Annotated in this window: 21 protein-coding genes; 3 read left to right on the forward strand and 18 right to left on the reverse strand. The window is 45.5% G+C overall.

The window, feature by feature from the left end; genetic code table 11:
• Positions 1 to 4 precede the first annotated feature (4 nt).
• Positions 5 to 850, forward strand: a complete 846-nt coding sequence (locus QF041_RS07345) for an AraC family transcriptional regulator (protein ID WP_211081549.1) — start codon at positions 5 to 7, stop codon at positions 848 to 850.
• Between the two features lie 68 nt (positions 851 to 918).
• Here the strand turns inward: QF041_RS07345 and QF041_RS07350 are convergent, their stop codons facing one another.
• The 13 genes from QF041_RS07350 to QF041_RS07410 form a co-directional block, all read right to left on the reverse strand.
• A complete protein-coding gene (locus QF041_RS07350) occupies positions 919 to 1317 on the reverse strand; it encodes an Asp23/Gls24 family envelope stress response protein (RefSeq protein ID WP_047842725.1) in 399 nt (132 codons plus the stop codon).
• Between the two features lie 28 nt (positions 1318 to 1345).
• On the reverse strand, positions 1346 to 2425 hold the full coding sequence (locus QF041_RS07355) for an AI-2E family transporter (protein ID WP_253508009.1): 1080 nt from the start codon (positions 2423 to 2425) through the stop codon (positions 1346 to 1348).
• Between the two features lie 35 nt (positions 2426 to 2460).
• Positions 2461 to 3918 (reverse strand): sensor histidine kinase, encoded by a 1458-nt coding sequence (locus tag QF041_RS07360; protein WP_221819582.1) that lies wholly within the window; start codon positions 3916 to 3918, stop codon positions 2461 to 2463.
• The gene (locus QF041_RS07365) at positions 3896 to 4603 is read right to left on the reverse strand and encodes a response regulator transcription factor (RefSeq protein ID WP_307413225.1); all 708 of its coding nucleotides are present in this window, start codon (positions 4601 to 4603) and stop codon (positions 3896 to 3898) included. The genes QF041_RS07360 and QF041_RS07365 overlap by 23 nt, the downstream gene beginning before the upstream one ends.
• A 234-nt stretch (positions 4604 to 4837) precedes the next feature.
• On the reverse strand, positions 4838 to 6283 hold the full coding sequence (locus QF041_RS07370; protein WP_307413226.1) for a 4-hydroxyphenylacetate 3-hydroxylase family protein: 1446 nt from the start codon (positions 6281 to 6283) through the stop codon (positions 4838 to 4840).
• A gap of 172 nt (positions 6284 to 6455) precedes the next feature.
• Complete coding sequence (locus QF041_RS07375) at positions 6456 to 8414, reverse strand: ABC transporter permease (RefSeq protein WP_307413228.1); 1959 nt, start codon at positions 8412 to 8414, stop codon at positions 6456 to 6458.
• The gene (locus tag QF041_RS07380) at positions 8389 to 9159 is read right to left on the reverse strand and encodes an ABC transporter ATP-binding protein (protein ID WP_036608600.1); all 771 of its coding nucleotides are present in this window, start codon (positions 9157 to 9159) and stop codon (positions 8389 to 8391) included. The genes QF041_RS07375 and QF041_RS07380 overlap by 26 nt, the downstream gene beginning before the upstream one ends.
• A 313-nt stretch (positions 9160 to 9472) precedes the next feature.
• The gene (locus QF041_RS07385; protein ID WP_307413230.1) at positions 9473 to 10456 is read right to left on the reverse strand and encodes a sensor histidine kinase; all 984 of its coding nucleotides are present in this window, start codon (positions 10454 to 10456) and stop codon (positions 9473 to 9475) included.
• Positions 10453 to 11157 carry a response regulator transcription factor gene (locus QF041_RS07390; protein ID WP_307413232.1) on the reverse strand — a complete coding sequence of 235 codons (705 nt, stop codon included), beginning with the start codon at positions 11155 to 11157 and terminating at the stop codon, positions 10453 to 10455. Before QF041_RS07390 ends, QF041_RS07385 begins: the two co-directional genes overlap by 4 nt.
• A gap of 41 nt (positions 11158 to 11198) precedes the next feature.
• Positions 11199 to 12539 (reverse strand): beta-N-acetylhexosaminidase, encoded by a 1341-nt coding sequence (gene nagZ, locus QF041_RS07395; protein ID WP_307413234.1) that lies wholly within the window; start codon positions 12537 to 12539, stop codon positions 11199 to 11201.
• Between the two features lie 398 nt (positions 12540 to 12937).
• Positions 12938 to 14041, reverse strand: coding sequence for an NADH:flavin oxidoreductase (locus QF041_RS07400; RefSeq protein ID WP_307413236.1), 1104 nt, complete (start codon positions 14039 to 14041; stop codon positions 12938 to 12940).
• 330 nt (positions 14042 to 14371) lie between these two features.
• Complete coding sequence (locus QF041_RS07405; RefSeq protein ID WP_307413237.1) at positions 14372 to 15685, reverse strand: hypothetical protein; 1314 nt, start codon at positions 15683 to 15685, stop codon at positions 14372 to 14374.
• A 180-nt stretch (positions 15686 to 15865) separates the two neighbouring features.
• Complete coding sequence (locus QF041_RS07410) at positions 15866 to 16915, reverse strand: 2,3-butanediol dehydrogenase (RefSeq protein WP_076249528.1); 1050 nt, start codon at positions 16913 to 16915, stop codon at positions 15866 to 15868.
• A 386-nt stretch (positions 16916 to 17301) separates the two neighbouring features.
• Between QF041_RS07410 and QF041_RS07415 the strand changes: the two genes are divergently transcribed.
• Entirely contained in the window at positions 17302 to 18339 is a 1038-nt protein-coding gene (locus tag QF041_RS07415; RefSeq protein ID WP_307413239.1) for a LacI family DNA-binding transcriptional regulator, read from the forward strand.
• A gap of 178 nt (positions 18340 to 18517) precedes the next feature.
• On the opposite strand, the gene QF041_RS07420 is transcribed toward QF041_RS07415, so the two are convergent.
• Together QF041_RS07420 and QF041_RS07425 are read right to left on the reverse strand one after the other, a co-directional pair.
• Positions 18518 to 19486 carry a D-2-hydroxyacid dehydrogenase family protein gene (locus tag QF041_RS07420; RefSeq protein WP_307413240.1) on the reverse strand — a complete coding sequence of 323 codons (969 nt, stop codon included), beginning with the start codon at positions 19484 to 19486 and terminating at the stop codon, positions 18518 to 18520.
• Positions 19487 to 19757: 271 nt separating this feature from the next.
• Positions 19758 to 20339: a TetR/AcrR family transcriptional regulator gene (locus QF041_RS07425; RefSeq protein ID WP_307413242.1), complete on the reverse strand. Its 582-nt coding sequence runs from the start codon at positions 20337 to 20339 to the stop codon at positions 19758 to 19760.
• 286 nt (positions 20340 to 20625) lie between these two features.
• On the opposite strand from QF041_RS07425, the gene QF041_RS07430 reads away from it, so the two are divergent.
• On the forward strand, positions 20626 to 21846 hold the full coding sequence (locus tag QF041_RS07430) for an MFS transporter (protein ID WP_307413244.1): 1221 nt from the start codon (positions 20626 to 20628) through the stop codon (positions 21844 to 21846).
• Between the two features lies 1 nt (position 21847).
• Here QF041_RS07430 and QF041_RS07435 read toward each other — a convergent pair whose 3' ends face one another.
• The 3 genes from QF041_RS07435 to QF041_RS07445 form a co-directional block, all read right to left on the reverse strand.
• Entirely contained in the window at positions 21848 to 22009 is a 162-nt protein-coding gene (locus QF041_RS07435) for a hypothetical protein (protein WP_155985038.1), read from the reverse strand.
• Between the two features lie 32 nt (positions 22010 to 22041).
• On the reverse strand, positions 22042 to 22497 hold the full coding sequence (locus QF041_RS07440) for an SRPBCC family protein (RefSeq protein WP_307413246.1): 456 nt from the start codon (positions 22495 to 22497) through the stop codon (positions 22042 to 22044).
• A 161-nt stretch (positions 22498 to 22658) separates the two neighbouring features.
• On the reverse strand, positions 22659 to 23744 hold the full coding sequence (locus QF041_RS07445) for an HD-GYP domain-containing protein (protein WP_047842713.1): 1086 nt from the start codon (positions 23742 to 23744) through the stop codon (positions 22659 to 22661).
• Positions 23745 to 23774 lie beyond the last annotated feature (30 nt).

The following is a 23774-nucleotide window of genomic DNA, read 5'->3' on the forward strand; positions in this document are numbered from 1 at the left end:
ACCCTTGATTACGTATATGTTCAAAAACAATCATTTTCAGGAGCTTCAGCTCCTTCATTATGGAACCGAAGCCTGTACACCAGGCCACCACTTTGGCCCTGCCATGCGAGACTATTACAAAATTCATTATATTCTGAATGGTAAAGGCACCTTCGAAGTTGGTGGCAAAACGTATACCCTGCACAAAGGACAAGGATTTCTGATCGTTCCGCATTCCGTCGTGCATTACGAAGCAGATCAGGATGATCCATGGGAATACAGCTGGGTTGCTTTTCAAGGCAGCAATAGTTCTTCCTTTTTACAGCAGGCCTGTCTGTCCGAGCATCACCCGATTTTTGAACTGGGCAATGAGGATGACGAGATGCGATCCTGCCTGCACCGAATGATCAATTCCCGCAATACCCACAAAGGTTGGGAGATTAGCATGACTGGTTTGCTGTATCAATTCTTCTCCATTTTGATTGATCAGGCCAACTCCGAGCATCTTCAACCCATGCCGGATTATTCGAAGGAAACGTACGTTACGCAAGTGATGGACTTTATCGAAATGAACTACGCCAATGCCATTACCGTGCAATCCATCGCAGCCCATGTCGGTTTGCAGCGCAGTTATCTGTGCTCTCTCTTCAAGGACCAGATGGGAAGCAGTATTCAGTCGTATCTGGTTCATTACCGGATGCGCAGGGCTGCCGAATTGACCCTTGATCCGGGTCTGACCATTGGTGATATTGCCCGTTCTGTGGGCTATACCGATCAATTGCTTTTCTCCAAAATGTTCAAAAAAGTGATGGGCGAAGCGCCCACCTATTATCGCAAACATAAAACAGCACCCTCCCAGTTAAGTTGTTAATTGGGAAGGTGCTGTTTTTGCCAATCGTTTATCCTATAATCGTTATTCCTTACATTCTTTTCATTGGTTTATACCGTCTCCGGCATGGATATGCCAACAACTTGCACTTTGATTTCATCGACCATAACGCCGGCTAATTGTTCTACAGCCTGTTGAACATTATGTTGAAGTTCACGACAGACCTCGTGCATCTTGTTGCCATATTGAATGTTGATGCGCAACTGAATGGTTGCCTGATCGTCTTTGACGTGTACGTCAATCCCTTTTTGCAGACTCTTGCCGCTGATACTCTTGGCAATCCCTTCAGTCAGTCCAACGGACATGGAGGATACGCCAGCCGTTGATTGAGCGGCCATCCCCACGATCTTGGATAACACATCATTCGAGATGTGAATGGTACCCATTTGAACAGATTGAGGTGCGATATATTCAGGTTCATTGTATTGTTTTTCGATAATTTCAGACATGTGCTCCACTCCTTCGAATAATTAAATTCTATGCATTCTGCCATTTGTCCTTGAAGAACATGTTATAGATTCGAACCAAAAGAATTTTAACGATCATATAAACCGGGATAATAATCAGGATGGCAATAATTCCACCCAGGTCGCCTGCACCCAACACCAGAATGATGGTCGTGAGCGGGTGAATATCCAGCTTTTTGCCGAATACGTACGGTGCTACCAGGTTGTCCTGAATCTGCTGAGCGACGAGAATAATAATCAGAGACCAGATGGCAACCGATGGTGATACCACGAGACCCATGATCACAATAGGTACGGACGACACAATCGCGCCGATAAACGGAACAAAGTTCATGATGACCGCAATAACCGTGAGCAGTAATGCGTACGGTAGTCCAATGATCAGGAAACCAATATACATCAATACACCCAGCGCCAGATTCACCAAAACTCTTCCCACAATAAAACCACTCAGTGCCTGATCAATCTCAATTACAACTTCACGGCTGTCATTTTGGAAACGTTTTGGAGCGATATGTGCCAGTTTACGACCAAATTTCTCGCCTTGTAACAGCATATAGAACAAAAGGATCGGTAGTGTAAACAAGATGATCGCAAAACTGGAAACAAGTGAGAAAAATCCACTTACATAGTTGGTTACAAAGTTAAATCCTTTGTTGATATACTCCGTGATCTGGGAGAAAGGTGTCGAGCCCTCAGGGAACAAGGCCTGAATGGCACCATTTTGCTCCAGCTCTCTCAGCTGTTCACTTAATGAATTAATTAGACTTGGTGCGTTATCAACCAGATTGATCAGTTGCTCACGTAACGATGGCCATAAACCAATGATGAAGAACACTCCCAGAATAGCAATAACCAGATAGATTAGCAAAATACTTAGCGTGCGATTTATTTTCTTTTTCTCCATATAATTCACAAGCGGCCTTAGCAGATAATAAAAGAACACCGACAACATCATCGGCACGGTAATGACCGTGATCATGGTGACGAGCGGCTGAAAGATGAAGCTTACACGTGATAATAAATAGATATTAACCAATATCAGCGCCAGTGCAATACTGAACCGGACAAACGTATTTACTTTGAACAAAATATTTCCCTCCACATGGACATTTCTTCTCTTATTTAATTTGGAATCTCAATGGTAAAAACGGTGGTCTCTCGCCCACGCCGGGAAAGGATCAGCCGTCCGCCCATTTTCTCTGTATTACGTCGTGCGATGGACAAACCAAGTCCGGTGCCTCCTGTCGCTGTCCGCGCCTCATCCCCTCGTACAAACGGGTCAAAGATGGTTGACCACAGTTCTTGTGGTATGCCCACTCCGTTATCTGCCACCTCTATCACCACATGGGTATGAAGCGGAATGAGTTCGACGCGCAGTTCGGTCCCGATTGGATTATAAGACAGAGCATTGGTAATCAGATTCTGGATGACTCTGGATAACAGCTCCGGATCGTACCTCGCGTAGATCACCTCATCAGGAACAAGTACATGAAGGACAAACTGTTTCTGTTCAATCTCCCCATAGGTATCTGCCATAATCTCGCGCAGGAATTCTCCAATCTCTCTTCTCTGAATATGCATGCGAAAATCGGGCGAATCCACCTTGAGCAGCTCCAGCATATTCTGTATCATGCGTGCAACTTGAACAGACTTGTTATAGATGTATCCCAGGTATCTTTGCTGCCTGTCCTTGTCCTCCCCACGTCCTTCCACCAATGCCTGCGCATATCCCTGTATGGATGTTATCGGTGTCTTCAGATCATGTGATAAGTCTACAATCAGTCGCTGTTTGCTCTCTTCGGCGTAACGTTTCTCCGCAGAGGTGTTCTCAATGACATCCGCCATGTAGTTAAAGGTCTCACCAATCTGGACAAACTCTCTCTCAGCTGAAATTGACATCCGTGTACTATAATTCCCCTGTATCATCTGCGTAAGACCCGAGGAGAGGATGCTGAGTGGTTTTTTGATTCTCCGTGCGACCCAATAGCTATAGACAAAGATCAACAATAAAACCAAACCGATGCCAATCATAATGTAAAAGGATAATGGATGTTTCAGATTGGTAATCAACTGATTATCATTAATTCGCACGCTGACCAGATCACGCGGAATTTTGAGCAATACATACGCTGCCGCTCCTTCTGTCGAGAGAGGAGTGATCGAATAATAGTATTCCTGGTCACTCCGATTTTCCAGTCCATCATACAGATCAGCTTCACTGTATTGTGTGAACGCATCTTGCTTGTCTCCCACATGACGAATGACATTGCGATTCGCATCCAGAATCTCAATCCAGCCACCGCTGTCCTTGAGACGTTGAATCTCTGTGTCTTTGCCTTTCGACACCGAACCTCCACCGGAATAAAATTCGTTCTCCAGCTCTTCCACATATACGTGGGCTTCAACATTCAGATCCGGATCAACCACCTGATCCGAAATGCGAAAATCCACGACATCCAGTGAAACCATAAGGTACACAATCAATACCAGTAACAGCAAAAAGAAGTTGAACAGCAAGAAGTCCAGTGTCAGGGATGTCTGCAACAGTCGCTTTTCTCTAGCTTTCCATGGGCGCTTCAATTTTGTATCCCAGTCCCCTTATCGTTTTGAGATATTCCGGTTGTCTGGAGTCACGCTCGATCTTCTCCCGAATGTTGCTGATATGTACCATAATCGTGCTGTCCTCGTGCGCATAATAATCGCCCCAGACCGCTTCGTATATTTTTTTACGGGTGAACACTCGGCCAGGTTGATCAAGCAACAATTCCATAATTTTATACTCTGTAGAGGTCAATGTTACAGGATTTCCTGAACGAAAAAGGATACATTGGGATCGATCCAGCGTCAGCTCACCTAATACCAGATTCTGTTCTTTCGCTTCGGGGATCTCCGCTGCATCAAATTGATTAACTCTTCTGAGCAAGGCCTCAACCCTGGCGACAATCTCAAGCGGGTTGAATGGCTTCGCAATATAATCGTCTGCCCCAAGTCCCAGTCCAAGGATTTTATCGTGATCCTGACTTTTAGCGGATAGGAACAGTACAGGCATGTGATATGTGGCTCTGATCTGTTTGATCAACTGCAATCCATCCATTACAGGCATCATGATGTCCAGTATGACCAGATCGATCTGTGTTGAACGTATGCATTGTAATGCCTCGGCTCCATTCACCGCAGTTTTAATGGTATAGTCCTTCTCCAGATATAGTTGAAGCAGTTCAACAATCTCTGGTTCGTCATCTGCAATTAATACGGTGTATCTCATGTTATTCCTCTCATTTCCTATACTCTATGCCTATCTCTACATTATTACTATATACTACGTCTCTTAATTCAACCTAAATCATTTCTAAAGATAATCTAAATAAATAGAAATAGAGCCCTGGCTCAGGCCAAGGCATTAACTAAAATAGGGCTGTTTTCAGCCTACATTCAAGCTTTTCGTTCTTCATTCAGGCTTTTCAATCTTCATTCGGAGCATTTGTATTAGATCATCAGATCAGTCCTTAAGCGAGCGTAGCCAAGGCTCCACTTTTCCGAATAAACGTTCCTTGTCATACTGCACATATTGGTTTGCCCGATTGCGCACGGGATCACCCGCGTAGAAACGTTCATACAGATCATGCCTTGCTCCGAGTGGACTTCCTGTTAGTTCCCATGCGAGTTGAAAGAGACGAATCTTCTCCGGGGCTTGCATCGTTACTCCACCAAGATATTTGCCAATCATGGAACCCATCATTTCATTCATCTCAAACGTACCTGAAGGAATCTGAATCAGACCACCCGCAGCAATGGTCTTCAAAATCTCCACCGCGCGTGGATAATAGTGATTGCCCAGATTACGTGCGGTTTCAATATATTTGAATTCCGGCAGCCAGTTGCCAAATGTGTCCGGCTTGGACTGTGCTTCAGCAGCAATAATCAGTCCCTCGATAGTCTGCATCTGACTGATCAGCTCTCCAAGTTGTTCCTGCACATTCAGGAAAGAGTCCACCCCGATCTCCTTGCCAATGGATGAGGTCACGGCTGTAATGAACTCCAGTTTCGAGTGTAATCGAATGACACTCTGATGGTAGGCCAGACTGGTCGAAGCTGTATTGCAGCGAATCTGCCATACGGCTTCAGGGTTATTGTGCAGTAATACACGTTCCCAGGGCACAAATACATCGTCAAAAAATAATACGGCATCCATCTCATCATACTGCGCACTGAGTGGATGTGATTTATCTGAATCTTTTGTGGCAAAAGATTCACGACACATCATGTGCAAACCCGGACTGTCCGCAGCTACGATTACCATATGGGCCAGCTCTGTCAGGTGGCCTGGAATTCGTTGAACGGGATAAGCAATGATATCATCCGCATAAGGAGCTGCTGTTGCCACCATTTTGGCCCCGCGTATCACAACGCCCTCCGTATTCCTTTTGACAATTCGCAGCATGGCATCCTCATCTTCACCAACAGGCAAGGAGCGATTAATCTGCGGGTCACGCTGTACAATTGTCAGGAAGGCATCGTTTCGTTTGGCTTGTGCAAAATAATCCGATATTTTGTCTGCAAATGCCGGGTCATGTGATGTCATTTCATGTCGTGTTGCATACCAACCGGTCAGCCTGGATCGGGCATAATCAGACAATCGGCTCATCACCCCATACGTCCGATCGGCCCACAGCCGAAAAGCATCCGCCCTGCTGTTTACGTCAGGAAGTGAACGAGGCACTAGAAAAGAGCGATGCACGTAACTTCCCGTCTGTTCGTCCCAATAGGCCAGGGTTTCCCTTGTCTTCGGGTCATCCACCAGATTGAACAATCCTTCTATGGTTTGAAGTGTTCCCTGAAAGGCCTGATGCCCAGTTACCTGGATACGCTCTCCGTCCAGCCATACATTCCGCTCATCATTCAAACGTTGAATGTAAGCTTGTCCACGAGACATCGTGATACTCATGATATGTCCTCCCTCTCAGGCACCGGCCTGACATTCTGTAACTCCATCCTACTAACTGCTTGAGAAACTATGTAATGATACATTCTGTATCTAATGAAATAGTACTGTGCCTTAGCTAGAAAAGTCAACAGACACCGAGCGATGAGTCCGGTGTCTGTTGGGCCATGCTATTTTAGACTAATTTGGAATACATGTGACGCAGATACCGCCAGCGCACGAGTGCAAAATACAAAATCTGCATGGAAGCAAACACCAAGAAGATGCGCAGGCTATATCCAAAGACCGAGAAATCAACCAGTTGCTGCAACGCCACAAAGGCAACCGAACTGTGGATGACCGCCACCAGAATCGGCAGGAAGAACATAAGCAATAGCTGCCTTGTTACGATCTTACGGAGTTCGGGACGACTCAGTCCCATTTTGCCAATCATGCGATACTGCGCTTCATCCCGTTCTAGATCTGCGTAAAGTCTGAAATACGTGAAACTTGCTGCAAAGGTGAAGAAAACAATGCCGATCAGGCCGCTCAAAATTAGAATGATGCCATTGGTCTGCTTGGAATTAAGCCAATCCACCACAAGCGCGCTGACCTCGTAATAACCTTTTTCGGAATGATCATCTTGAATGGATTTGATCAATTCAGGAGCAAAGCTGCGTGTACCCATCCAATCTTTCACGATAAATTGTATCGTTCGACTCGAATAGAAACCTTCAGGCATGCCAACTTCCTCGTTGTACGCTGGTCTCATCTTATTAAACAATTCGTCGGTTACGACGTAGAGATAAATTTCATATTGAAAAGGAATCACAATATCGGTACCAGGTGTCGATAGCTGGACAGGTACGTGCTGATTATCAACCTCCAGATTGACCTTTCCTCCCGAGGCTCCTTTTTCAACCTGTTCACGGTACTCCTTGCGAATCGCCAAATTGCTTGGTGTCATAAATGACTCATCGATCTGTTTCAACGTACGTTCTTCATACCCCAGTGCCTTCGCAAGACGGTTATAATCACTCAGTTTGATAATCTTCCCATTATTATTTTCACCTATAGGAGCATAACTGCCCTTCACGTAGGGAACTTGATGATCAATCAACGTTTCTTCAATCTGCCGAATATGTCGCTCGGAGTTTGGAGTATACCAGTTATTCATATAACTGAATGCGTACGGATTCGACATGGACGACAACCCCGGGTCAGCAATAGCAAGCATGGTGCCAATTCCCGTAAATGAAGAAGCCGAGATGATACTTACCATGAAAAACATGATGGCGTTATCTTTCATTCGATAGGTAAGTTCAGATAGGAAGAGCAGATTGGTTTTACGGAAAAACAACCTTGGATTTCTTTTCAGTGCCCGAATGATGTATACACTGAGCTGTGTGAACAGAAAGTACGTACCTGCAATAACAACCACGACACTTGCGAGTAATAACGGAAAGGAGAAGCTTATCCATACAAAAGTGAATACTCCTGCATAACCCCCACCAATCAACAATACGGATAACAAGGCAAGTAGACGTGAGGCTTTGGGTTCCGGTTTCGGTTTTTCCTCTGATTTCACAAGGTCAATGAGAGTTCCTTTGCGAATGAGCAAGGATGAGGACATCGCGATCACAACAAACAGCAGCAGAAATGCACCTGCCGTCAGGGCAATGCTTTTTAGCGGAAAATAGAATCGAAGACTGTTCTCAACAGCCAGCATGGAGCCACAGATCAGCAGAATCAATTTGCCGAAAATAATTCCGAGTCCAATCCCGGTAATGATGGAAGCTAATCCGATACACATGTTCTCCATAAACAGAAGTCTGTTCATCTGCTTACGTGTCATGCCTATGATCAGGAAAATACCAAATTCCTTCTTGCGTGTCTTCAGAAATGAACCAACGGAGTAGAGCAGGAACAGGAATGAAAAGATGAATATAATGATCTCTGCAATCACAAACCCCTGATTCGCAAGCAACGTAACCGTCCCACTTGATCCCTTTAAGCCCGCTTTCAAATCAGGATGGAACAGGAGCAATGCGTAAGTAAAAAAGATCATAACGGAAAATGTACTGCTCAGAAAATGAGCCAGATAAATTCGTTTATTGCGAACAACGTTATTAATGGCGAACTGGCGAAAATTCATGTCCTGAACCTCCCATTAGGGATAATACATTAATAATCTTCTGGTAAAAGGCTGCGCGATTATCGCCGTAGTGAATTTCATTATACAGTTTGCCATCCTTGATAAAGACAACCCGACTGCAATAACTTGCAGCTACTGCATCATGAGTGACCAGCAGCATCGTAGCCTGATCCTCCTGATTGCGAGTTTCGAGAATCTCCATGACATCTCTTGCCGCCTTCGAATCCAGGTTGCCTGTTGGCTCATCGGCCAGAATCAGCTTCGGGGAATGGATAAGCGCTCTGGCAATGGCCGTACGCTGTGCCTGTCCTCCTGATATCTCATATGTCCGTTTGTTCAGAATACCCTCGATCCCCAGCTTGCTTGCCAGCTGTTCGACACGTGTGTTCATCTCTGCTAGCGAAACACCGTCAAGAGTCAGTGGCAGCACAATGTTTTCCTTGACTGTCAGGGTATTTAACAGATTGAACGATTGAAAAACAAATCCAAGCTCTTTGCGCCGGAACAGCGCGAGTTCGTCCTGATTCAATTCAAACGGATTCTTCCCTGCAATCCGCAGTTCGCCTGATGTTGGATGATCAATGGTTGAGATCATGTTCAGCAGTGTTGTTTTGCCACTACCCGATGGTCCCATGATGCCAACAAACTCACCTTCCTGAATACTGAGGTCAATACCTGATAACGCTTCATAAGATACGATGCCTTTGTAGATTTTACTGATCTGTTTCACAGAACAAATCTCCATGGTTACAACTCCTTAGTGATGTATGAATTCAAAAATCAAGTTACATTCATGCTGTCTGCATGTGTATTGTGCGTGGCCTTTCCTGTACTCTTATGACTATAGTCTATCGAAGTTTCGGCCATTCTCCTATGGTTTAACCTTTCATCAACATGACAATGTTGTAAGGTTGCATCATGAAAATCAAAAAGACGCCTTCGCCCCGATCAGGCAATAGACGTCTATACTTACACTTACACTGTAATATATACTCCACTCTCACTTCTTCAACAAAAATACAGACCTCACGTCCCAATCTTATCTTCAACCTGTCACTTCAAGAGTTGAATGTAATTCGGACAGTCGTTCCTTCGCCATACACAGATTCAAGATCAATCCGATGATTCATCCGTGTTAACACTTCTTTGGCAATATACAGCCCCATGCCTGTGGACTCTTTGAAATGTCGCCCGTTCTCCCCGGTGAAGAAAGGTTGGAATACCCGGTTAAGATCAGACTTCGGAATCCCGATGCCTTGATCCTGTACTTCCAGTATGATGGAGCGTTCCGCTTCATACGCACGCACATAGATCTTTTGCCCGCTGCCCGCGGAGTATTTGATTGCGTTCGACAGTAACTGTACCAATACAAAACGAATCCACTTGGCATCGGATTGCACAACCAGCGCAGAATCGATATGCATCTCTGGATAGACGTGATTGCGAATAAAGAATCGCTTGAGTTCATGGATCGCTTCTTCCCCAGCGGTCTTCAGTATCACAGGTTCCACACTGAAATCCTGCTCGAAGGTATCCAACCGGGCCACATACAGCACAGTCTCCAAACCTCGCCTCATCTGGTCCGCTTCCTCCCGAATGCTTATGAACCGAGGATCGTCATCTTCCTGGCCTTCCACGGTCAACTCAATGACGGATAACGGTGTCTTCATCTGATGGACCCACTGGTTCATGAATGTCAGATATTCTTGCTGCCGTTGTTCCAGCCGATGAAGATGAGCATGGTACTGTCCGTATTGTGAATCCAGCAGCTTTTCCAGCGCCAGTGATAAAGGACTTGTTTCGTTCAATGGTACAAATTCCTTCAGCGAATCCATCGATCGTGACATCCGGGTATAAAAGGAGCGATGTGAATAATAACGATACACCAAATATCCGATGTAAAAAAATAATCCCAACGCTACGGCATAAGCAGCCGTGACCCAATCGTTGTAACCGTCATACCAGAACACTGCAACAACGGTGAACAAGATGGCAACAACCCAGCACGTTAAAGCAAGATGTTCTCGTATAAACAATCTCATGATGGTGAAGAGGCCTTCCAGGTATTGTTCAATCGGTAACCCGAACCTCTGACCGTTTCCAGTGCATCCGTAATACCAAGTTCGGCTAATCGTTTACGCACCCGAGTAACGTTTACGCTGAGTGTATTGTCATCCACAAAAGAGTCATCCCACAGCTTCTCCAAGATTGTCTCTCTGCTCACCAGCTTGGGACTGCGGCGGAGTAACGTTTCCAGCAGAATCGTTTCCTTCTTCGTCAGCTGTACTTTGCGATCACCAAGCTGAATCTCCAGTCTTTCCAAGTACACGACCAAGCCGTCCAGTTCCACCTTGCGTTCTTCGTCACGTGCAGCATAGTCCCCATATACCCGGCGCAGCTGACTTCGAATTTTCGCTATCACAATCTCATGCTCAAATGGCTTCGTGATATAATCATCCGCCCCGTTCTCCAGTGCCATGACCTGATCCATCTTCCCACTCCGTGCGGAGATAAACAAAATGGGGCATGTAGACAGCGTACGAATCTGGCGGCACCAATAGAAACCATCGTAACTCGGCAAGTTGATATCCAGAAGTACCACATGTGGCTGTACCTGCTCAAACTGTTGTACAATCATCTCAAAATCATCGACCAGTACGGCCCGGTCCCCGTAGCGTTCAATATGTGATTTCAATAATCCCGCAATCTTGGGATCGTCCTCTATTATCATAATGGTATACATTATTGGATCTCACCTCTGGCAAAATCATAACACAGGATTTATTATCTAGCATCGATTTGCTTACGCCAATCCACAATATCTGCATTCAATTGCTTCAGATCTCCGGAAGCTTTCTGATCATCCGATAACTTGTATTGTTGCTTCAATGCCAGGATACGATATACACTTTCATCAATTCGGGACTCGGTGATCTTGCCTGACTTCACTGCACTTATTAGCGTATCAAAAATCGTCTTGGCACTCTCATAACTGTGAGCTACCAACAGAATGTCACTTCCTGCTTTAACAGTTGCCAAGGCAGCTTCATTCAGCTTGTAGTTCTTCGCGATTGCACCCATACTCAGGTCATCTGTGATGACCACACCGTCATAATTGAACTTTCCACGCAGATGTTCACCAATAATGACATCTGATAAGGAAGCCGGATGATCCGGGTCCAGCTTCGGGAACAAAATGTGTGCAACCATGACCGCCTCTACCTGCTCCTTCACTGCGGCCTGGAACGGAATCCATTCAAGCTCGGCCAGTTGTTTTTCCGTTTTATTCACAACAGGCAGATCAAGATGGGAGTCCACGGACGTATCACCATGACCCGGAAAATGTTTCACTACCGGAATAATCCCTTCACTACGTAGTCCCTTCATCTCTGCAATCCCCATACGTGACACCAGTTCTGCCGAGCTGCCGAATGAACGATCTCCAATCACCGGGTTCTTCGGATTACTATTCACATCCAGCACAGGGGCAAAGTCCACATTAAAACCCGCAAGCTGAACTTGTCTGGCCAGTAATTCACCCATCGTTTCAGCAAGCGCGCTATCTTTCGTCTCCCCTACTTTTCTACTGGAAGGAATGGATTCCACCGTCTCCGGCATACGGCTCACTTTGCCGCCCTCCTGATCCACACTCATGAAGATCGGTACCGGGTTGGACTGATTCGCTTCCTTGATGGATTGTACAAACTTGGCTGTTCCCTCGAGTGTTGATACATTGTTGGCATAGAAAATAATGCCCCCTACCTTTTGATCCGTAATCATCTGTTTGGCTTGATCATCCAACGTTGTCCCTTGAACACCGGCCAGTATCATCTGTCCAATCTTCTCTTCTAACGTTAATGAACTGAGCTGCTCCTGCACCGGATCGACTTCTTCTTGCGGTTCCTCTGGTACTTCTTCCTGCGGTGGAGCGGTATTCTGCTCCGGCGATGAGGAAGATTGCCCTGAGTTGGAGCCAGCGTTCGATCCGGTATTCGAGTCCGTTGCGGAGGAAGGTTTCTGTGCTTGGCCACATGCCGATAAAAGCAGGACTACTCCCAGCAGAAGACACAGCATCTGCAGTTGTTTTCTCCATTTATTGTTCGAGTTGTACCTATAGTTGTGCAAGGATATTCATCCTCCTTATGTAATGTCATCTTGGTAATCTAAAGGTTCAGGCCTAACCTTATCACAAGGTGAATGATTTTCAAAATAAGTTGTACTGAATATCGAATCGTTGTTCAGACACTTAAGCGGCAAATAAAGGGGTTGCACTGGAACCTGAGATGTGAAACATAATGGTGTTGTGACTAGGCGCGTGTGCGATGTATGTGGAGAATAAAAAGGAGTAACGGTGCAGGAAATGAATTCCTATTGTGAATTTTTCATATGTTGAAATTATTAGTATAGGAAAATCAAAAAGCCGCCCAAAGGCGGCCTATTTGTTCGTTTTTGTTTTACTTTTCGTTGTAAATCGTTGCCGTTCAGCGTTAGTTCACCTTTCACCAAACGTTCTTAGGCTTCTATTAATGGAGTGTTTGCAACACTTCCGTTGTAAATGGAATGATTTCGGATATGCGACCTTCACGAACTTTGGCAGGCCATTCGGGATCACTAAGCAGAACACGACCCAAGGCGATCAGGTCAAATTCATTGTTCTCCAGCTTCTCATTTAATAGATCCAAGTGGGCATCCCCTGTTCCCTGGTTCTCGGTTGCTCTGTCTACAAATTCAGCTTCAAGTCCTACCGATCCAACCGAAATGGCTGGTTTGCCAGTGATTTTCTGCGTCCAACCCGCAAGGTTCAGCTCAGATCCTTCGAATTCAGGCAACCAGAACCGGCGTGTAGAGCAATGGAATATATCTACGCCAGCAGCACTGAGTGGGGCCAGGAATTGCTCCAATTGTTCTGGCGTCTCCACCAGACGTGCCTCATAATTCCCCATCTTCCATTGGGAGAACCGGAGCACAATTGGGAAATCAGGACCAACCACCGCACGACAAGCTTTAATCACTTCAACCGCAAATTGGGTTCGACGTACCAAATCACCACCATAATTGTCGGTTCGTCGATTCGTCTGCTCCCAGAAGAATTGGTCAATCAGGTATCCATGGGCTCCGTGCAGTTCAATGCCGTCAAACCCGATTCGCTGTGCATCCGCTGCCGCTTGGGCAAATGCCTGTACAAGACCTTGAATCTCCTCTTCCGTTAATGGTTCACGTGATGGTTCACCTGCCATGCTAACCCCTGACGGACTTACAGGCTCAGCTTCTGCGTTAGGCAAGTCACCGGAACGACGTGCTGTACCCACATGCCACAATTGTGGCATGATTTTGCCACCCGCTTCATGTACTGCTTTCACAACATTAGCCCATCCTTGCAACGAATCTTCACCATGGAATAATGGAATACTGGCTCCACTAACCGAAGATGGATGATTAATGCCTGTACCTTCTGTTATGATGAGCCCCACTCCACCTGCTGCTCTGCGACGATAGTATTCAGCAACTTCTGGTCCAGGTACGCCCTCTGGTGAGAATCCGCGAGTCATGGGTGCCATAACGATTCGATTAGACAATGTTAGCTTGTCCGAGGTGAAAGGTTTGAATAATGCTGAAGGTACGTTCATAGTACATTGCTCCTTTGCAATTGGAAGTATGGAACTCCGCATCCACATGAAATGCGACATGCTTTTGTATATTGTAACACGTGTAATCCAGTTGACTGGTTAGGATTATTTCTCTATCCATTTTATAGTTTCTTAATTTTATTTTCAAATTTTCGAAGTTGGGCGTTCAAACTAATCTTATAGGAAAAAAGAAAGCTACCTTACGGCAGCCTCTGTTTGATCACACTGCGGAAGCAGTCTAACATGCACTCTACTACATCTTAAAGTATTTTCCCGGTCACCAATAATGTGGATGTAGCATAGTATATAATCCATAATCTTCCTTCCAATTTAATTAGCATTCACGGGGATATCACTGCGATTCACTCGAAGCAATTTCCCTGATGAAGTCGATAACACATCCGGATCGGTACCCAGACCAAAGTAGAAGTCACCCTCGTTCTCTTCGAAAGACTTGGCATAGGTGTCCTGGTTAAAACGTAAAATCTCATTCCATGTGGTCAGATCCGTGGATTGGTAGACCCGATTGATATACAGATTGGCACTTTGGCGAGTGTACGTAAGCACATACACCTTGCCATCACGCAACAGCACATCGGTTGGGAGCGCCTTGGCATCTGGGAGATTAACTCGCCTTGCCTGATTAATGTCGGTCATGACATTCAAAGATTTGGGCAGCAGCTGCCCATCATTGAACACGCCTCCCGCTATATAGAGCAACTTGTTATTGAAGTTAACATTTTTGCCTATTTTATTATAAGGAATCGTGCCCATTTGATAGGTTAGTCCTGGCAACATTTTACTACCATAGATGACAACATCCCGTTTCTCAAGCTTTTCATTAATCTCCAGGATATTAGTTTTGTCATTCCATATTTTATTGGCAGGATACATCATGCCAGATGCATATAACTTGCCATTAAGATGGAACATGGTATAAGCCCGGAAACCAAACGTATTAATGGTCGCATATTTCTGCCAAGTTTCACCTTCATTATGTGAGATTAATATCGTTGGTTTGGAATCTGTCCCCAGCGCGGCAAACATCTTGCCCTGATAAGAAGCCAAATCGTATACGTGTACACCCAGCGGCAGATTGCGATACTTGGTCCACACCTCTCCATCCAGACGATAGAAGTTACCCAGTTCCCACTGTTCACTATCGGAATCATTGCCTGGAATATATAACTTGTCGTTTAGTACTCTGTAGATATCAATCTGTTCCTCATCCACATACATCTTCGTTGATGGCAAGATGCCCGGGTTGCTGTTAGTCACCGACTGGGTCTTAAATTTTGCATCCGCTGTATCATAATAAATGACTGGGATAGGGCCTGAATTTGGAGCTACGCCCAGATTGCTGCTATTGCCGTGGCCCAAATATATTTTGCCGTTGTACAGTTGCATGTCCCAGACGTTATTAGCATATGGTGTTTTGGTAAAAGGTCTGCCTAGCAGTTCGATCTTCGATGTTACATCTGCTGAACTGATCGGTGCATTCGACACCTTGGCAAGCCTACGTTCCGTCGCAGGGGGTTGACTCGTTGAGGTGGTGTTTTTCGGCTTGGAGTTCCCCATAAGCATCCAGCTCATTCCTGCGACAATGGTCAAAATTACGGCTGTCCATTTGGTATGTCTCTGCATGTCCGCTTCCTCCTTCATTTTTTCATCATTATTACCTTCACACCAAGATGATACAATTTGTATCTTTTCATACTATGTAAAACTACCTGTACATGCAACAAATTCCGCCCTATTTATACAAAAAAAGTAGACATCACATCTGCTGATGTGCTGTCTACTGGTTCTTACTGTCTGTGATTTCTATTCAGCTTTTACCAATATCTTAACCTGATTTTTCTCTTTCAACAGCGCTTCAAATCCATGCTCTACCACTTCATCCAACGAAATTCGTTTGGTCACCAGCTTGTCAGCCGGGAAGAAACCTTTATCCATCAGACTGATAACCGCCGGGAACACATCACGATAACCAATAATGCCATTAACTGTACGTTCTTTCATGACAATTGAGTTCGGGTGAATCGGCGCTTCCTGTTCAAAAATACTGACGATCATCAACTCTCCACCAATACGTGTCGAATCGATGGCTTGTTGCAGAACACGTGGAACACCGGTTACTTCATAGGCTACGTTAACGCCACCTTGTGTACGCTGATGGATCTCTTCCACGACATTAAACTGCATTGGATCAATCACAATGGCACCGAGCTCTTCGGCTTTTGCTTTCCGTTCATCCGATAACTCCACCACATAAATATCCGACGCTCCCGAAGCTTTAAGCGCTTCAATGACCAGTAGTCCGATTGGGCCTGCACCAAACACGGCTGCCGTATCTCCCACTTTCAGCTTGCTTTGGCGCACAGCGTGAAGTGCTACAGCTGAAGGTTCAACCAACGCACCTTGTTCATACGAAATTGAATCCGGAATGGCATGTACCATGTTTTCTGCAGCAGTTACATACTCGGAGAATCCTCCTCCGCCTCCAGCGAGTCCAAGGAAACCCATCTGATCGCACAGATTGTATCTGCCCTGTTTACAAGCTTCGCAGTGTCCACATGCATAGATGGGTTCTACCACAACACGATCACCTGCCTTGAAACGTGTAACGCCTTCCCCTACTTCAACCACCTGTCCTGAGAATTCATGCCCCATAACTATAGGCGCTTGTTCCCCTGTTAGCGGATGCGGTGCTTGAGCGGGAATGAAGATTGGACCTGCTGTGTACTCGTGCAAATCACTGCCGCAGATACCGCACCATTCCACTTTTATTTTGACCTTCCCTTCTTCAGGGTGAGGTTCATTAATATTTTCGAGACGTAAATCTTTGACTCCATGCCAACGTAATGCTTTCATTCATTTCATCTCCCAGATCATAATTTGTGATATAATCGGAAACGTTTCCGTAAATTAAATATGTCACATTTTAGATACGCTGTCAAACATATTTCTCCACTAATATGTCTATTTCGTGATCATATCGAGTTCACTTTAGAATGCTTATACTTTAATTAAAGTGATCTTAGCGGTATTACAAACGATGTAATCCTAGTTATTAACATATATTATGGCAAATAATATTGTAGATCTATTGAAATTTAATCAGGTCTCGCCATAAATCTGGTCCTTTCACGGGATACTTCATTGTTCAAATGTTATAATCAAGTTATATAACTATCGTGAAGTTCATACATATTCCTAATAATTCGGAATCGTTTCCGATAAAGTGAGGTAACCGTACATTGAGGAAAGAACAGAAACTTACGATCAAGGACGTTGCAGAGCGTGCCGGCGTGGGCATCGCAACCGTATCCCGGGCCATCAACAATTCAGAAGGCATCAGCAGTAAAACACGGGATAAGGTGATGCAGGCCATTGAAGAACTGGGTTTTGTACCCAACACCTCGGCACAGAGTCTGAAAATCCGGCAAACGCACCAGATCGCTCTTGTTGTACCCGACATACGTAACGCCATCATTCCGGAAATCTCCTGGTCTGTAGAGCAAACGGCGAAGCAGCATGGGTACCATGTCGTGCAGATCAATACGGCAGGCAATGCCAGAACGGAGCTTGAAACCATTCGTAATGTCAAAAAATTGCATGTGGACGGACTGATTTTCATGCCTCTGGCGTACCCCAAAACGTTACCCGGACTGATTGATAAAGCGCCGATCCCTATCTCGATGATTAATTACGGCAAAAAACTGGAACCGGGTATGAAAGCGGATATCGTCTCTCTCTCTCAACCTGAAGGCAAATTGGTAATGGAACATCTGTTCAAGATCGGTCGAACTCGAATTGCATATGCGGGAGCACCGAAGGACATTATTGAAGAACGCTTTCGTGCGTATGAGCAAGCCGTAGGTCACGTGGACATTTCTCTCGTCTACTTTGGTGAGGATTTTTCATTAAATACAGGTGCCAATGCTGCAGATTATTTCTATGGACTTACGCATATGCCAGATGCTGTCTATGCCATTAATGATATGGTTGCCATCGGATTGGTTAATCGGTTCAAGGAGTTAGGGGTTCGTGTACCTGAAGATGTGGCTGTTGTGGGTGTGGATAACAATCAATGGACAACCGTCACGTCTCCTCAGATTAGTTCTGTGTCCATTATGGGCGAAGAAGTCGCCAGACTTGCTACCGAGCTGTTGTTAAAACGAATTCGGGAGATGAGCACGACCGATTACGAACACATCCAATTTGAACCACGCTTAATCGTTCGTGAATCAAGCGTCGCCATGATTCATTCCTCCCAGCGAGGACAACACAGTTAAGTTTGGTGAGAGGGATGGGTCAGCAGGATAGAATATATTTTACGGCTATCCCTTTATTTGTCCTGCTACACAGATATACTAAAAAGGTGTTGCTCAGGTCTAACTCTTTCCTGGCAGCACCTTATTTGTCGTTGATTCTGTATAACTATAGCAGATTCATACTCCGCATACGTTCATTCTAAGAATGCAGTTGCCTGATCGGTGTTCCCTTCAGGAACATCGCTATATTCTCTACGGTATGATTATAATAGATTTCATAATTGCCACGAGTCACATACCCCAGATGCGGTGTTGCCAGGACGTTGGGCAATGTTCGCATCACATGGTTAACTGGTAGCGGTTCCTGCTCATATACATCAAGACCTGCACCAGCAATCACACCACTCTGCAATGCCTCCACCATAGCTTCCTGATCGACAATGCCCGCTCGTGACGTATTGATCAATAGGGCACTAGATTTCATTTGTTGAAATTCGGCTTGTCCGATCAGATTCCGCGTACGATCACTCAATACCAGATGAATGGATACGATGTCGCTCTGTGCAAGCAATTGCTCCTTGGTCTCGGACCAGATCACACCATGTTTTTCGGCTTTCTCTTGTGTCAGATTCTCGCTCCAGGCCATCACATTCATGCCAAATGCTTGTGCGATCTCAGCCATGCGAGTGCCTATTTTGCCCAAACCGAGCAATCCAAGTGTTCTCCCATGCAAATCCAACCCTACAGTGCTCTGCCAGTTTCGATTGGAGCGAAGTGCATTATTTTCCGTAACCAGTTGTCTGGACAGCCCCAGAATTAGTGCCCATGTAAGCTCCGTCGGCGGATTAGAGCTTCCCTCGGTTCCACACACAATGATCCCGTTTTTCTCTGCAGCCTTGAGATCTATCGACGCGTTGCGCATACCACTTGTAATCAGAAGTTTTAGATTAGGGAGCTGCGAAATGACCTTCTCTGGAAACGGTGTACGTTCCCGCATCAGCACCACAATATCGAAATCCTGCAATTCCTGAATGACTTTTTCTTCCGAACCCATATAGTTGTTGAATGTCTGAATCTCCACCTGATCCATCAACGGACTCCAGTCCGCCGACGTCAGTGCAACGTTCTGATAGTCATCCAAAACGGCACAGCGCAACTTCGTATTCATTCCTGATCTCCTCCTATATCTGCTCAATTCTTGTCTATATAAATTAAACTAAAGAATATTTACACTGGTCACTCCAATGACAGAACAACCTTCTGATCGCTGTTATCCCCAGATTTTCTTCGATTCCTTTTTATAAAGGAAAAATCCGAGGATAAAGGCGAACGCTCCGCTTCCTCAGCTTATTTCTGTCCTCTCCGTTTTGTGTAAATGTTAAGTTCAATTTATATATATTGTAGCAACTCCGCATCACTTTAAACAGAATAATTCCCTATTAATGTAACAAAGACAGCGTAACCTGGATGCTCTGCTCTACAAACAAGCGGTCCGGTCCTGATTTCATCAGTACGGTCAGTCCAATCATGGATACCACCAAAGACTGTGCGACCGCACTTGCGTTCATGTCAGTGGACAACTCCCCGCTCTGTTGCCCTCGTTCTATCGTTTCTTTGAAAAGAACACCCAGGTACATCTGATGCTCCCGTGTAAGGACAGCGAATTTGGGATCATGTGGAGCCAGCTCAACCATCGTATTAATGCAAAAACAGCCGTGACTAGGCTCGGTCACACTCCCCTCTGCTCCAATATGTTCAAACAATCCACGAAAGGCTTCCCGCACGGAGGAGCCCTGTTGAAGTCTGGCTCTGACTTGAGCCGAATGCTGAGTGGTATACCTGCGAAGTGCTGTTTCAAATAATTCCTTTTTATCGCCAAAAGCCGCATACAGACTGGGACGTTGTATGCCCATTGCGGTCGTCAAGTCATTTAAAGATGCCGCTTCGAACCCTTTGTCCCAAAACGTACGCATCGCTGCATCGAGTGCTTTATCCGTATCAAATTCCCGTTGTCTAACCATACAATTCACCTCTTTATGTATCGATCAGTATGTTTATATATTTTAACCTCACTCTTATTACAAAGTCAAAGCCTAATAACCGGAAAGGAGTTTTTAACTATAAGTGACTCGAAAAATCTGGAATAGAAGCGATCGGATAATTATTTTGTCGTCGTATTCTCTGGGTAAATAATCTTCAGTATAACCCTCACCCAATTCTCTGTTGACAGAATTCACGCAAATAAAGTATGGTTATTCCGAAACATAACATACCGATCAGTACATAATAGAAAGGTGACAAAGACTCATGCAAACTTCTTCTCCAGATGCACAATTATCCAATAAGGATCGTCCTGCCATGTCACGGTTAGTTGCTCTTCTTTTTGCCGTGTGCAGCGGACTTGCGGTCGCCAATATCTATTATGCTCAGCCTTTGCTGGACTCCATCGCTCAAGAATTCAGCCTCTCTCCATCATCCATAGGGATTGTCATCACAGTGACTCAAATCTGTTATGCCTTGGGGCTGTTCCTTCTTGTTCCGCTTGGTGACCTCTTAAATCGCCGCAAGCTGATCATCATTCAAATGCTCTTATCCGTACTTGCACTGGTTCTCGTAGGAACAGCACAATCTAGTTCCCTGTTGTTCATGGGGATGGCTGTCGTAGGTCTACTCGCAGTCATTACGCAAACGCTCGTTGCCTTTGCTGCACACTTAGCAGCCCCGTCCGAACGTGGTCGCATTGTCGGGTTGGTAACCAGTGGAATCGTCATCGGCATTTTACTTGCACGAACGGTTGCAGGTACGCTGAACGATTGGCTCGGATGGAGATCGGTATATCTGTTCTCTGCCAGCCTTACATTACTCGGAATTGTCGCCTTATATCTTGTTCTCCCAAAGCAGCAGTCCCCGCAAGTGAAACAAAGCTATACCCAATTACTCGGTTCCGTCTTGCAACTGTACCGTGAGTTGCGTGTGTTACGAGTACGAGGTGTGCTGGCCATGCTGATTTTTACAGCCTTCAGCATCTTGTGGACTTCCATGGTTCTGCCACTCAGTGCCCCTCCACTGTCCCTGTCTCATACGGCCATAGGTGCATTCGGTCTGGCTGGAGCGGCTGGAGCACTGGCCGCGGCCCGTGCAGGTAAACTCGCCGATCGGGGCCTTGGGCAGAAAACAACCGGTGTCGCCCTTGTCATTCTGCTCTTGTCCTGGCTGCCCATCGGTTATGTCCATCATTCTCTCTGGTTCCTGATCCTGGGTGTTATCCTGCTCGATCTCGCCGTGCAGGCCGTACATGTTACCAACCAGAGCCTGATCTACGAAGTTCGCCCCGAAGCACAGAGCCGCCTGACGGCAGCCTATATGATCTTTTATTCCATCGGCAGTGCAACCGGCTCCATCGTTTCTACCCAAGTGTATGCATGGGCGGGCTGGACAGCCGTTTGCTGGTTAGGTGCTGGCGTTAGTGCAGCAGCCCTTATATTCTGGATGATCGATTGTTATATGCATCGGAATCTCGATCGTTGAATTAGTCCAGTTTATTCCACACCACAATAAAAAGAGTTGCCAACGGACCAAATAACAGGGAAATCAGAAACCAGTTCCGACCACTTCTGTTTTTTCCCTGAGCCAGTCCGGCATTAATCAAGGCAAGTGTGCCCCAACCTACAAAATATTCATTATCCATCAAATGTCTTCTCTCCTCTATCCATTCAATTCTGGCTACTGCTCAAGCATATCTTTGAGCTTACGATTACGATCCTCTAGAAATGCCTGCATGTATCTCTTCAGCACAAGTCGCTCCGTTGCCCATCCCAGCAATCCAAGTGGAGCTTCGAATCGAAGTGTGTCTCTCATGCAAGTCATCTGATCCCCAATTACGCTGAAATGATGTTCATGTCGCATGCTCTTGAAAGCCCCTTTCTCCATCTGATCCACAAATAGAAACGGTCGTTCAAACTGCACGATCCGGGACTTCAACTTCTGTCTGACCCCAAAATGAGTAGCCTGAAATGTAACGGTATCCCCTGCTCCAATTCTTCCTGTGGTTACTCCTGCGACTGCTCGCTCTCTCGTATGTTTCCAGACGGTCTGAGTATGTATATCAATATCCCGGGCATAGTCGAAGCACCGTTCAATCGAGGCATGTATCGTAATCTCGGTTGTCACTTCAATCATGGCGATCGCTCCTTGGCAGGAAAAATTAGGTCTTTGCAAAGTATACGCTTGCTTCCTTGGTCGAACAACACATCTAGGATGATATAACAAAAAACGGGTCCCCTGTCTTAGTACAGGAGGCCCGTTCTCAATATAAGTAAGGAATACAGATCATATTTAGATTAAATAAGCAATTCATCAATGGCAAGCGTACGCTCTTTGGAGAGATCGCGATATTCTTCAGACTCCACTTTGATGAGTGGTTTGAAAATATCGGACGTATTGTTCATGACAATAACACCTTTTTCTCCATTGCTGAGCAGAACCTGTTTCCCGATGAAATTAGGAAGCAAATGTTGCATCAATGCCTGAACCGGTTTTTCATTCAATTTACCAAATCCCATCCCATAGATATCTCTAAGGTTGTTGATCAGGTTTGGATTGCTTCCTCCGTGATTCCCTGATCTCATGCCTATATAGATATCCGCTACAGATACAATCTGTGTATATGGATGAATTTCACTTTTCTCAAGTTGCATCGGATAACCCGACCCATCTTCCCGCTCATGATGCTGCAGAGCAACCAATGCTGTCGCTTCATCCGTCATTGAATTTTTGATAATTTCATGACCATATATGGTGTGACGCTGCATTTCAAGCTGCTCATCAGCTGTCAACGGTTCTGTTTTGTTCCGAATCCGGTGGGATACTTTGCACTTTCCAATGTCATGCAGATAACCACCGCGACTAATCTGATAACTCTCCTTCTGAGAATATCCAAGCCAATTCGCAAGGTAGAAGGACAACAACCCTACCTGGATTGAATGTGTATAGTTATTGACGTCATCCCGCTCCAGCATCATCAGGAGATGAACGACATCTTTCTGCTCATCCAGTCCCTCAACCATCGGTTGCAGTGCATCATCCACCATGGTGGCGTTGAACTTGCCAACGGTCAGAGCTTCGAGAAAAGCATTTTGATAATTATGTACAGTCTGAATAAATTGGGACTTCAGCTCTTCTTCAGGCGGTTCTTCCTTCGTAGTTATCCCGGAAGCATGCTTTGCCGCTGCAGCAAAAAATTCTGCTTCAGTGATTTCTTCTTCGCGTGATTCAATATCTACATAATCTACACGGTGCTGCATAAGCAAGGTGATATCCTCACCTTTGATCACAGTTCCCTTCCCGAGAACGTGTAATCCTGCATCGCTGAATGTATCTGCAGTTAGACGGTCTCCGTCTTGCAGGTTCATAATATGGATTCTCAAATCGGTATTCCCCCTGAACAATTCATTATA

Origin of the sequence: Paenibacillus sp. W2I17 (assembly GCF_030815985.1) — a bacterium.
In the GTDB taxonomy this organism is placed as follows: domain Bacteria; phylum Bacillota; class Bacilli; order Paenibacillales; family Paenibacillaceae; genus Paenibacillus.